We start from the raw sequence: 12,255 nt of genomic DNA on the forward strand, positions 1-12,255 counted from the left end.
AAAAGATAAGACAATGAAAAATAAATATATTCTGGCTTTTTTATTTGTGATGGGATTATCATCATCATGCAAAAAATTCTTAGATACTGAGCCAACAGATTTCTATAGCCCATCTAATTATTACCAAACGGCAGATCAATTGCAGGTAGCGCTTAACGGCATATACAGCAATATGATGTACGAGCGGATGTACGGACAGGTATTGAACTTTAATTTTGTGAGCGCAACAGACGAAATGTTGCCAAACAGACCTGTAAACGGCGAGGCACGTGGTCTTTATTATTCTTATGATGCCGGGCATGCTTATGTGGCCGATGTTTGGCGCTGGCCGTATTTGGGTATTAATAATGCCAATGTGCTGATTGATAACATTAATAAACCAGCAATGGATGAAAAACAACGTGGTTATATTAAAGGCCAGGCCTTGTTTTTAAGGGCTTACAATTATTTTATCCTCACCACTAATTTTGGTGCGGTGCCGATTATTCTGCATAGTCCTGGTATTGCCGAAACCAATATTCCGGCATCACCTCAGGCAGGGGTTTATGCGCAGATTGTGGCCGATTTAAAAGAAGCTGAAACTTTATTGCAAGGTAGAACAGCCACGAGCCTTGGTTATAACGATCAGGTAACCCTAACGGCTGTACAAGCCATGTTGGCGCGCGTTTACCTGTATTGGGCAGGTTATCCAACCAATGACGCCAGTAAATATGCCGATGCAGTTGCGTATGCTGATAAAGTAATCAATTCTGGCTTACACGGCTTAAATCCGGATTATAAGCAGGTTTTTATCAATTTATGTCAGGATAAGTATGATGTAAAGGAAGACATTTTAGAATGGGGATCGGCAGGTGCAGCCGCTGGCGTAACCAATAAAACCGGTAACGATATCGGAAACTTTGTGGGTATCCAATCGGCTATTCTTACCGTTAACGGAACTTTCGACCCTGCCTCTTATGCTGCGGTTGGCTGGGTACAAACCACCAAAAAGTTATTTGATAGTTATGAAGTGGAGCCCACCAGCACGTTGGTAAACAAAGCATCGTTAGATACCAGAAGAGATTGGAATTGTGCTGATTTTATCTGGACGGTAAATACAACCAGCGGTGTAAGGAGTAAAACAGAAAAGCCAAATCCATGGCAAATGATGTGTGGGAAATTCCGCCGCGAATATTGCCCGGAAGCGTCGAGGAATTTGGGTACTTATAACATCAACTGGCCTGTAATCCGTTATTCGGATGTGTTATTGATGAAAGCAGAAGCCGAAAATCAGGTTAATGGTCCAACGGCAGCGGCCTACGATGCCATTAACCAGGTAAGAAAAAGAGCTTACGGAACGATGTATGGCAATATTGTGAAAAATATTACAGTGGTTAACGGAGGTTCGGGTTATAGTGCTGCTAACCCACCGGCGGTAACCATTAGCGGTGGTGGTGGCTCGGGTGCAACGGCTGTTGCTGTGGTATCTACCAGTGGCGCAGTAACCGGGATTAAGTTAACCAGCAGAGGAAACCTAACAGCTGCAGGGCCCTATTTTACTACTGCACCAACGGTAAGCATTGCTGCGCCAACCAGTGGTGTAACCGCAACCGCAACCGCAAGCATTACCAGTGGAAGTGAATACCTGTTAACTCCAGGGCTAAACAAAGCCGATTTTCAACTCGCTATCAGGGATGAGCGTATGCGCGAATTGTGCTTCGAAGCTTACCGTAAAGCCGATCTTATCCGTTGGGGTAACTTTGTGGGTGATATGCAAACCTTTGCTAACTATGCAGTAGCTAACGGGGTTTCGGCAACAACAGGAAACGCCGTTGGTTATAGCGGAATTACCGGGATTACCCAACGACATGTACTGCTCCCCAAACCAACTTACGAGTTAAACTTAAACAAGGCTTTAACTCAAAATCCAGGATATTAATTAACCTCAAAATGGAAAAGAAGATGAAATATCTATTCAATATAGGTGCGCTTGTAGTTTTGTTTTTTACAGCATGCAAGAAAGACCTCACAACTGATGCCCCAACTGCAGGCATTAATCTGATCAATGCGCGTGCTACAATTGGCGATACCCTGGTTTTTAAACTGGGCGATACCTGTAAGTTTGCGCTCGATGGTTACGCCGATAACATTGTTTTTTGGGGCGGTACTACAGGCAATAAATACGAATATCGCGATAGGGCAATAGCACAGGGTATACCTACATTATCTTTTACAAGCACTGCCCAGTTTGGCACACAAACCAATACTTTACAGGTTTTGGCTACCAATAAGCTGCCTTCCAGAGATTCGGCAACGGTTGTAAATGCAGCCTGGACAAACATTACTGCCCGGACACCTCTGGCTACCAGCGCTACCGCAGTAAATACAGGTAATGTTGATTTGGCTGATCTGGTAAATGGTGTAAACGATTCGCTTTTTATTGCTTTTAAATATTCGGGCGTAACAGGCTCAACGCAACGCACCTGGACCATTACCAACTATACTGTAAACAATGTATTGGGCGATTACAGCTATAATTTGGGTTCATTAGCAAATGATAATGCTTACTGGACACGTTATGGTAACGTTTGGACACCGGCAAGTGCGCGATGGGTAGCCACTACCACTGCACTTACCATTGTTGGTGGTGCGGCAACGCTTCCAACAAATACCAGTTGGATAGTGAGTAAGGCTCTGTATGTTGGGCGGGTATCGCCTGATATTGCAACTGCTACAGTAAAAAATATTACAGCATCTGCCACCACATCATATGCTTATAAATATGTTGCCGTGGGTAAATACAGGGCAACTTTTGTGGCTTATAATGTTAACCCCAACGAGCGTAAAGCAACTACAAAGGAATTTAATATTAAGGTTATCCTTTAACAACAAACACAGCTGCCTAACTCATTTTAACGCAGGTCGTGTTTACATTATATCTTTTTATGAATAAACAACTATTAATCTCGATGTTTTGTATGGTTGCCCTTAACTGTTTTGCGCAAAGCGATGGCATAAAACGAAAATTGATCTGGAGTGATGAATTTGATTATACAGGTTTGCCTGATGCTAAAAAATGGAATTACGAACAAGGGTTTGTACGGAATGAAGAACCACAGTTTTATACGAAGAACAGATTGGAAAATGCCAGGGTAGAAAATGGAAACCTGGTGATAGAAGCAAAAAAGGAAGAATTTGAAGGTGCACATTTTACCTCGGCTAGTGTAATAACCTTAGGGAAGCAGCATTTTAAATACGGCCGGATAGAGGTCAGGGCGAAAGTATGTAAGGGTGTTGGTGCGTGGCCGGCCATTTGGATGCTGGGTACCAACCGTGGGCCGGTAAAATGGCCCAATTGCGGTGAAATTGATATTCTGGAATTTGTGGGCAAAGATTCTACACAGGTTTACGGAACGGTACATTATACAGATTCTACCAATAATTATAAATACCAGGGTGAAAAACCAGTGGTTGGCAAGCCTTGGCAAGACTTCCATGTATATGCCATTAACTGGGATCAGGATAAAATTGAGTTCTATTATGATGATTTAAAATATATGGTATTTGATATTAAGAAAGCAGACAACGCAGTGGGTAATCCTTTTAGGAAAGAATTTTATCTGCTGCTTAACCTGGCACTTGGCAGGCAGGGAACTTTGGGCGGGCCTTTAAAGGAAGAGATTTTACCATTGAAATATGAGGTTGATTATGTTAGGATTTATAAATCTCCTTTAAAAAGTAAAAAATGATGGCTAGCATGAAAAGTAGCGGATTGAAAATATGGTTATCAGTAGTTTTTGTTTGTTTAAGCTGCCTTTTTGCAAGGGCACAACAAAAAACCTATGCCATTATTATGGAGCGCATCAATCAGGATTTGCAAGTAGGGATAAATGATGGTGTGCTAACAAAAAGGATAACTAAAAACTTACCTGCACTTAAGTCAGATGGAAGCTGGACCGATATTAACTATGCAGATGCACAATACGATCCGCTAAACAGGATAAAAGATATGGCAAGTGCTTATATCCGTCCATCAAATAAGCTATATCAAAATGTTGAGTTATATGGCGCGATTGTTAAATCTTTGCAGCATTGGCTGGATAAAAATCCGAAGAACAAAAACTGGTGGTATAATGATATTTTTTATCCCCAGGCCATTGGCCAAACGTTGATTTTGATGCGGAATGCGAAAACGCAACTTCCTGTGGAGTTGGAAAAGGCATTGATCAATAGAATGATCAGAAAGTTAAAAACCGGCGATGGTGCCAATACCTCTGATGAGGCTTTGCACTATCTGTACCGTGCCTGTTTAACACAAAACAAGGCAACTTTAGATTCTGCCGCTAAATATTTATTTGAACCTATTGCTATTGCAGATGGAAGAGAAGGCATTCAGGTGGATGGTAGTTATTATCAGCATGGAAAACAACAGGCGATTGCCAGTTATGGGCGGGTGTTTGCCGGTAATTCGGTTAATGCAGCATTTTATTTAAGAGAAACGGAATATGCCTTGCCAAAAGCTCAGTTGACCATTTTAGTCAATTACCTTAAAAACACCTTTCTGATGACGGTAAGAGGATCGTTTTACGATTTTAATGTACGTGGACGAGGAATTAGCCGTAAAGATTCTTTAAGTAGCGGGATGGGCGGAATGGTAGGAAAGATTAAACTGTTTGATCCCGAAAATGCCGCCTATTGGGATGCATCAGCATTAAGAACAGCACGGAAAAAACCTGTTGATTATGGGATAACAGCGTCACATAGCCAATATTGGAAAAGTGGTTACACGCTGCATCTTCGTAAGGCGTATACTTTCAGCGTACAAACGGCTTCAACCCGGACTTTACGGACAGAACGCGGCAACAACGAAAACATATTGGGGAAATTTCTCCCCGATGGGGCGACCAATATCCAGCGCAGCGGATCGGAATATGCCAACCTGATGCCCGTTTGGGAGTGGGATAAAATCCCGGGAACCACCAGCAGAGATTATCCTGATGATAATGGGTCAACAGTATTAAAGGAATGGGGAATTCCGGGTACAACCAAATTTGTTGGAGGAGTTAGCGATGGCATTTATGGCGTTTCATGTTATGATTTAAATTACGACAGCGTTCAGGCAAAAAAAGCATGGTTCTTTTTTGATCGGGAAGTGGTGTGCCTGGGTGCTGGAATTAAGAGCAGTACAAAAGAAAATATCACCACAACAATTAATCAGGCCTGGTTAAGGGGCGATGTGGCTTCTTCAAATGGAGCACAGGCCAATGGTAAAGGTGAGATTTGGACAATTCATGATAGCATTGGGTATATTTTTCCCCAAGGTGGGAATTTAGAAATCAGCAGCAAAGCACAAACCGGAAACTGGTACCGCATCAATCATTTTCAAAGCAAGAACGAACTGAAACATAACGTATTTAAAATCTGGTTAAATCATGGGAAAAATCCTCAGAATGCCAGCTATCAATACCTAGTTGTGCCAGGGGTTGATGCTGCAGCTTTAAAAAAATATAACCGATCGATGATCCAGATATTGAAAAACACTGACGAACTGCAGGCTGTAAAACATACTGGACTGGACATGTTGCAGGCCGTTTTTTATAAAGCGGGAACACTGGCTGCCAATGGCCTTTCGCTTCAGGTAGATCAGCCGTGTACGGTTTACATTAAAGATTTAAACGGTAAAAACCCTATGCTATATATCGCAGATCCCGCACAGGAAAATGCAAGCATCAAGGTGTTGCTAAAGCTGCCAGGATTATCGAAATCAAAAAGTATAGATTGTAATTTGCCAACCGGTGCCTTTGCGGGTGCAACGGCGAATTTTAAAATTAAAGAATAATACACAGACTATTAAATTATGAAAAAAATCAATTTCGCTGTCGCATTGCTGATGCTTGGCAGTTCAGTTTCATTTGCCCAGACCGAGAAAAAGCCGATGGCCCAGTTAATTAACGATGAATTTAAATTCGCCGTCGATCAGTATAAAGTGCTGGGTAAAAATATTCCTGAAGGGAAAACGCCTCAGACTTTCGAAAATGGAAAACCCGTAAATTACGATATTAAATGGTGGTGCAGTGGCTTTTATTCTGGCAGTTTGTGGTATATATACGAACAGACCAAAAATGCAGATATTAAACAAGAGGCTGAGAAAGCCTTAAAAGTAATAGAACCAAACCAGACCTATACGGGAAACCACGATTTGGGTTTTATGATGTTCTGTAGCTTTGGTAATGCTTACCGTTTAACCGGCAAACCAGAATACAAGGCTGTGATTCAGCGTTCTGCAGAATCTTTGGCAACGCGGTACCGCCCGGTGGTAAAATCGATCCAATCATGGAACAAAAGCAAACTGTGGGAGTGTCCGGTAATTATTGATAATATGATGAACCTGGAAATGATGAACTGGGTAAGCGATAATGGTGGCGATAAAAAGTATAAAGAAATATCGGTTATCCACGCCAACACGGCTTTAAAAAACCATTTCCGTCCCGATTTCAGTTCTTTTCACGTGGTCGATTATAATCCGGAAACCGGAGCAGTAATCAGGAAAGCCACATGGCAGGGTGCCGCAAACTGTTCTGCATGGTCGCGTGGGCAGGGCTGGGCTTTGTATGGCTATACTATGATGTACCGTTTTACCAAAAAACCTATCTATTTAAAACAGGCAAAAGGTATTGCACACTTTATATTAAATCATCCCAATTTACCTGCCGATAAAATACCCTTCTGGGATTTCGATGCGCAGGGTATTCCTTTTGCCAAACGCGATGCTTCTGCAGGTGCGCTTATGGCTTCGGCATTGTTAGAGCTTGGTCAGTACACTTCAGGAAGCGAGAAAACTGAATTTAAATCTGCGGCAGAAACCATGATCTATTCGCTTTCGAGCAGTGCTTATCATGCTAAATTAGGTGAAAACGGAGGCTTTTTGTTAATGCACAGCACCGGAGCTTATCCATTAAACAGCGAAATAGATGTGCCTTTGGTTTATGCCGATTACTACTACTTAGAGGCTTTGGCGAGATATAAAAAATGGTATTTGTAAAGATTGATAAATGAGAGGATTTCAATAAAAAAGAGTCGTCATTGCGAGGCACGAAGCAATCTTAAAGCGCACGCTAATAGCGATCGTTGTAAGATTGCTTCGTCGGCTGAAAAAGCCTTCTCGCAATGACGACTCCCCCTCAGCTTGTCATCGTCACTTCATTGTATATCAATGGAATTTAAGCTATTTACAAAATTGATTAAAACAATTATAATGAAATACAAACTGATTTTTTCTGCCCTGCTGATTTTTTCTCAGTTGGCAAATGCACAAAAGAAACCTACAACAGGTGCTGAAGACCGTGCTTTTTGGGTTAAAACCTTAAACCGCATCGCTTACCCGGTAATCCATAACCTGGCTAATGAAACTTTAAAAAAGAATATGCCATTAGAAAAAGCCCCGGGCTATGGCTTAAATGCGGCTAAAGTGACATATCTTGAGGCACTGGGACGTACCATTGCAGGAGTTGCACCATGGCTGGCTTTGCCTGATGATGACACAGCAGAAGGTAAACTTAGAAAAACCATGCGTACCGAACTTTTGAAAGCTTTGGCCAATTCGGTAAATCCCGAGAGTCCTGATTATATCAGTTATCGCTCAGAAAGTCAGCCCATTGTTGATGCGGCTTATGTTGCACACGCTTTCTTGCGCGCACCAAAGGCACTTTGGGAACCACTTGATGAGCTGACCAAAAAAAGATTTATAGAAGAGTTTAAATCGCTACGTACCCGCAGCGGTGCTTATAATAACTGGCTTTTGTTTTCGGGCTTAACCGAAGGTTTTCTATTGAGCATCGGCGAGCAGTATGATCCTGCCCGCGTTCAGTTTTCGATCAATAAAATGAAAGAATGGTACGTTGGTGATAGCTGGTACAGTGACGGCGAAAAATTTAGCATGGATTATTATAACTCTTACGTGATTCACCCCATGCTGGTTGATCTTTTAAAGGTATTGGTAGATAAAAAAAGGGCGTCTCAAGCCGATTATGATATAGCCTTGAAAAGAATGGTGCGTTATTCTGAATATTTGGAAAGGATTATCTCACCAGAAGGTACTTATCCAGCTTATGGCCGTTCCATTACTTACCGCACAGCTGCCTTTCAGGCCCTGGCGCAAACAGCGCTAATAGAGAAATTGCCTGAATATGTAAAACCATCACAAGTTCGTGGCGGCTTAACGGCTGTAATGCATAAATTGTACGATGGAAAGCAAAATTTTGATGCTAACGGATGGTTGGTGCTTGGTTTTAACGGTCATCAACCAGAAGTGGCTGATACCTATACTTCTACCGGAAGTTTATACATGGCCACCTTAGGCTTTTTAACCTTGGGTTTACCTGCCGATAATAAATTTTGGACAGATGCACCCGCACCCTGGACCAGTTTAAAAGCCTGGAGTGGAGAAACGATAAAAAAGGATTATAAAGTTGAGTATTAATACAAATAATAAGTATCGTATAAATATATTTGCGGATAGGATCTGATATCGGTTCAGGTCCCATCGCAAAACTCAATTTTTAACCAATGAACAAATTCGAAAGCCGTTACGCGCAAAGCCCTAAAGAAGTTAAACAAATGGATACCGCAGCTTTGCGGGATAATTTCTTGATCGAAAACGTATTTGAGGCCAACCAGGTAAACCTAACTTTATCTCATTTTGACAGATATATTGTTGGTGGTGCAATGCCTGTTGATCAGAAAATAGCACTTCCAAATCCTGATGATTTAAAAGCGACCTACTTTTTAGAGCGTAGGGAACTGGGTATTATCAATGTAGGTGGAAAAGCAATCGTTACCGCTGACGGCGAAAAATACGAACTGGATTATAAAGAGGCTTTGTACATTGGTAAGGGTACAAAAGAAGTGTTTTTTGAATCTGCCATACCAGGTGAGGCGGCTAAGTTATACATTAATTCTGCCCCTGCACACCACACTTATCCTAACAAAAAAGTAAGCAAAGCGGAAGCAGAGATTGTAGAATTGGGCACGCCTGAAACTGCAAACCATAGGATAATAAATAAATTGTTAGTGAACAGTGTTTTGCCAACCTGCCAATTGCAAATGGGTATGACCGAGTTAAAGTCGGGCAGTGTTTGGAATACCATGCCTGCACATACACATGATAGGAGGATGGAAGCTTATTTCTATTTCGAAGTTCCGAAAGGGCAGAGTGTTTGCCACTTTATGGGCCAGCCACAAGAAACCCGCCACATCTGGATGCAAAGTGATCAGGCGGTTATTTCGCCGAACTGGTCAATCCATTCAGGTGCAGGCACAAGCAACTATACCTTTATTTGGGGTATGGCTGGCGAAAATTTAGATTATGGCGATATGGATCACTGTGCCATCACCGAACTGAAATAAATTTACACTCGTCATCTCGACTGGAGCACAGTCCTGAACTTTCGGGAGAGAGAGCTTTTTAAATGCATCATAGAATAAAGAACATGTCTAACATATTTAATTTAGCAGGTAAAACTGCATTAGTTACCGGTTGTAAAAGAGGAATAGGAAAAGCAATGGCTTTAGCTTTGGCCGAAGCAGGTGCCGATATTATCGGTGTTTCTGCCAGTCTTGAATTAGAAGGTAGCGCTATAGAAAAAGAAGTTTTAGCACTGGGTAGAAAGTTTTATGCTTACCAGTGCGATTTTGGTAAACGCGAAAATACACTGGCTTTCGCCGTTCAGGTAAAGGCCAATCATCCGGTTATCGATATTTTGGTCAATAATGCCGGAACGATTTTACGTCAGCCAATTGCTGAGCATTCGGATGAGTATTGGGATGAAGTAATTGCGGTAAACCAAACTGCACCATTTATTTTAACCCGCGAAATCGGAAGGGAAATGATTGCAAGAGGAAGCGGAAAAGTAATTTTCACGGCATCCTTACTGTCGTTCCAGGGTGGAATTACTGTTCCCGGTTATGCAGCAAGTAAAGGTGCAATCGCATCTTTAACCAAAGCTTTTGCAAACGAGTGGGCATCAAAAGGCGTAAATGTAAATGCAATTGCACCCGGTTATATTGCAACAGATAATACTTCTGCTTTACGCGAAGATCAGGATAGAAGCACTTCTATCTTATCGCGTATTCCTGCCGGAAGATGGGGAACACCAGAAGATTTTAAAGGACCAACATTATTCCTGGCCTCACCTGCCAGCGATTATGTTCACGGAACAATTTTGACCGTTGATGGCGGTTGGATGGGACGTTAGTCAGTCTTGAGTCGGAAGTCCTCAGTCTTGAGTCAGAAGTCCAGCGTAGTAATCCGAAGATAATAAAACCCCGTAAGTTTTAAACTTGCGGGGGTTTTTATGTCGTTAGGACTTAAGACTTCGGACTTATGACTATGGACTAATAAAGGTTATAAATCTCCTTAATATCTTTCAGAATCTTTTCGAAATCGATCTTCAGGTCAATTAAGCGACCAGTGTGGATATCAAATACCCAACCTTGAACGGTTAATCCCCGTTCGGCAATGGCCTCCTGTACTGCTGCGGTTTTTAACAGGTTAACGCATTGCTCCTGAACGTTGAGTTCTACCAATCTGTTATAACGAAGACTTTCGTCTTCAATGGCATTCAGTTCGTCTTTATGGATGCGATATACATCGCGGATATTTCTTAACCAAGGGTTTAATATGCCCAAATCTGCAGGCTGCATGGCTGCTTTAACGCCTCCACAATTGTAATGGCCGCAAACCACAATATGGTTAACTTTTAAATGGCGTACCGCGTAATTTAAAACCGTCATCACGTTTAAATCTACGTTGTTTACCAGGTTGGCTACATTTCGGTGTACAAAAGCCTGGCCTGGTTGTATACCCATTAAATCTTCTGCTGTAACCCGACTATCTGAACAGCCGATGTACAAAAACTCAGGGCTCTGACCTTTAGATAATTCAGTGAAATAATCAGGATTAATGGCCAGTTTCTCGGCAATCCATTTTTCGTTGTTCTTAAAAACTTCTTCTACATTCATGCTTTTGCTTTAAATAGAATTTTGGGATATATAAATTATGATAAGTGTTAAATAAAAGGTACCTAAACTGATATAAAACTAAAAAAAGATTTCCTGATTTCGGCAAGTTCTTCATTGGTAATTGTTAGGTCCGAATTGAAATAAACATGACCCTTAAAATCCATTGCCAAATAATTAGCTGTCATAATAAAAGGTGTTGTAAATCCATTCCTGGGTGAGTTTGTTTATAAACTGTTGTGTATTTCCGTTTAACCTGGCACTTCCATTTATAGTTAAAATATCAGACATATTTTCTTCTTATTAGTTTACACTAACAAGTTTTACGCTTAAATGTTTCATGGTTTAACGGGAGTGGAGAAGAAATCTAATATGGAGATTAAAAAAAGGGAGTGATGTAGATATCGTCACTTATCCTGTAGCTTTAAGGATAAGGGCTTATCTCCTTTAGGGAAGAATATTGATTCAGCAATTGAACTAAGGCCATTAAGAATAATCACCATAAAAAAAGCCAATATCAACAATCCTAATTGCTTAACAGGTAGTGATATTGGCTTAATTGGTTTTTAGCTCGCAACTGCTACTGCATTCTTATTGATGTGGTTTGGCAGTTCTTCAAGTGTGTATAAGTTAACCAACGATTCTCTTAATACATTTTTAGCATCATACCACATGTTTTCTTGGGTAAAATGACAAACGCCATTAGTTAGCTCGGTAATAATTGCACCGATTAAGGTTGCAAAGTGATTTTCGAAAACATCACCCGAATGATATTTTAAAGAAAATACTTTATTATAATTTTGAAGCTGAGCTTCAACCTCTGCGCTCAGTTTTACAGGTTTTGCAACCTTTCTTTTTTTCTTTTTAAATAACCCCAGTATCTTTTGTACAAAACTCTGTTTGATGATTTTGTCTTTAAAAAGCTTTTTCTTGTACTCCTTAAGGTCGAATAATTTAAGGGATACGCTAAAATTTAGTTTTAGGTTATTTTCGTTAAATATTTCCAAACTGGGTTTGTCCCATTTAAAAACGATTGGCAAGTTTCCATTCGGGTTTCTAAATGAAAAAGAGGAGTTAATATCCAGAACATTTTCATGTTCATTTAAACGTTTTAAAATTGTTGGGATAAGATCGTCTGTTAATGAATTGGTGTAAATGTTTATATAAGCACTCATGTTTTGTTAAGATTAGCTGAAATCAATTATCGCGAATGGGCAATTGCCATAGGCTTTATTAAATGATAATTAAGGATATCAATAC

At 40.8% G+C, this 12,255-nt stretch carries 10 protein-coding genes; 8 read left to right on the plus strand and 2 right to left on the minus strand.

From position 1 onward, the window contains the following. Positions 1–13: 13 nt before the first annotated feature. The 8 genes from AC1RJ8_RS14235 to AC1RJ8_RS14270 all read left to right on the plus strand — a co-directional run bounded on the left by AC1RJ8_RS14235 (position 14) and on the right by AC1RJ8_RS14270 (position 10,232). On the plus strand, positions 14–1,918 hold the full coding sequence (locus AC1RJ8_RS14235; protein ID WP_492954392.1) for a RagB/SusD family nutrient uptake outer membrane protein: 1,905 nt from the start codon (positions 14–16) through the stop codon (positions 1,916–1,918). 23 nt (positions 1,919–1,941) lie between these two features. After that, entirely contained in the window at positions 1,942–2,865 is a 924-nt protein-coding gene (locus AC1RJ8_RS14240; protein ID WP_492954393.1) for a DUF5017 domain-containing protein, read from the plus strand. A 59-nt stretch (positions 2,866–2,924) separates the two neighbouring features. Beyond that, positions 2,925–3,728 carry a glycoside hydrolase family 16 protein gene (locus AC1RJ8_RS14245; RefSeq protein ID WP_492954394.1) on the plus strand — a complete coding sequence of 268 codons (804 nt, stop codon included), beginning with the start codon at positions 2,925–2,927 and terminating at the stop codon, positions 3,726–3,728. A gap of 8 nt (positions 3,729–3,736) precedes the next feature. Beyond that, entirely contained in the window at positions 3,737–5,818 is a 2,082-nt protein-coding gene (locus AC1RJ8_RS14250; protein WP_492954395.1) for a polysaccharide lyase 8 family protein, read from the plus strand. Positions 5,819–5,836: 18 nt separating this feature from the next. After that, complete coding sequence (locus tag AC1RJ8_RS14255) at positions 5,837–7,021, plus strand: glycoside hydrolase family 88 protein (protein ID WP_492954396.1); 1,185 nt, start codon at positions 5,837–5,839, stop codon at positions 7,019–7,021. Between the two features lie 213 nt (positions 7,022–7,234). Continuing rightward, positions 7,235–8,458, plus strand: a complete 1,224-nt coding sequence (locus AC1RJ8_RS14260) for a DUF2264 domain-containing protein (RefSeq protein ID WP_492954397.1) — start codon at positions 7,235–7,237, stop codon at positions 8,456–8,458. A gap of 86 nt (positions 8,459–8,544) precedes the next feature. Continuing rightward, entirely contained in the window at positions 8,545–9,384 is an 840-nt protein-coding gene (gene kduI / locus AC1RJ8_RS14265) for a 5-dehydro-4-deoxy-D-glucuronate isomerase (RefSeq protein WP_492954398.1), read from the plus strand. A gap of 83 nt (positions 9,385–9,467) precedes the next feature. Next, the gene (locus AC1RJ8_RS14270) at positions 9,468–10,232 is read left to right on the plus strand and encodes an SDR family NAD(P)-dependent oxidoreductase (RefSeq protein ID WP_492954399.1); all 765 of its coding nucleotides are present in this window, start codon (positions 9,468–9,470) and stop codon (positions 10,230–10,232) included. 139 nt (positions 10,233–10,371) lie between these two features. Here AC1RJ8_RS14270 and AC1RJ8_RS14275 read toward each other — a convergent pair whose 3' ends face one another. Then, the gene (locus AC1RJ8_RS14275; RefSeq protein ID WP_492954400.1) at positions 10,372–10,998 is read right to left on the minus strand and encodes a carbonic anhydrase; all 627 of its coding nucleotides are present in this window, start codon (positions 10,996–10,998) and stop codon (positions 10,372–10,374) included. Between the two features lie 563 nt (positions 10,999–11,561). Further along, positions 11,562–12,170 carry a hypothetical protein gene (locus AC1RJ8_RS14280; RefSeq protein ID WP_492954401.1) on the minus strand — a complete coding sequence of 203 codons (609 nt, stop codon included), beginning with the start codon at positions 12,168–12,170 and terminating at the stop codon, positions 11,562–11,564. Positions 12,171–12,255 lie beyond the last annotated feature (85 nt).

It is taken from the genome of Pedobacter sp. GW822-FHT03F06 (genome assembly GCF_058801365.1).

Coding starts and splice junctions, on each gene's coding strand:
- AC1RJ8_RS14245 (WP_492954394.1), top strand. CDS start 2,925: ATGAATAAACAACTATTAATCTCGATGTTTTGTATGGTTGCCCTTAAC.
- AC1RJ8_RS14270 (WP_492954399.1), top strand. CDS start 9,468: ATGTCTAACATATTTAATTTAGCAGGTAAAACTGCATTAGTTACCGGT.
- AC1RJ8_RS14260 (WP_492954397.1), top strand. CDS start 7,235: ATGAAATACAAACTGATTTTTTCTGCCCTGCTGATTTTTTCTCAGTTG.
- AC1RJ8_RS14275 (WP_492954400.1), bottom strand. CDS start 10,998: ATGAATGTAGAAGAAGTTTTTAAGAACAACGAAAAATGGATTGCCGAG.
- AC1RJ8_RS14255 (WP_492954396.1), top strand. CDS start 5,837: ATGAAAAAAATCAATTTCGCTGTCGCATTGCTGATGCTTGGCAGTTCA.
- AC1RJ8_RS14250 (WP_492954395.1), top strand. CDS start 3,737: ATGAAAAGTAGCGGATTGAAAATATGGTTATCAGTAGTTTTTGTTTGT.
- AC1RJ8_RS14280 (WP_492954401.1), bottom strand. CDS start 12,170: ATGAGTGCTTATATAAACATTTACACCAATTCATTAACAGACGATCTT.
- AC1RJ8_RS14235 (WP_492954392.1), top strand. CDS start 14: ATGAAAAATAAATATATTCTGGCTTTTTTATTTGTGATGGGATTATCA.
- kduI (WP_492954398.1), top strand. CDS start 8,545: ATGAACAAATTCGAAAGCCGTTACGCGCAAAGCCCTAAAGAAGTTAAA.
- AC1RJ8_RS14240 (WP_492954393.1), top strand. CDS start 1,942: ATGAAATATCTATTCAATATAGGTGCGCTTGTAGTTTTGTTTTTTACA.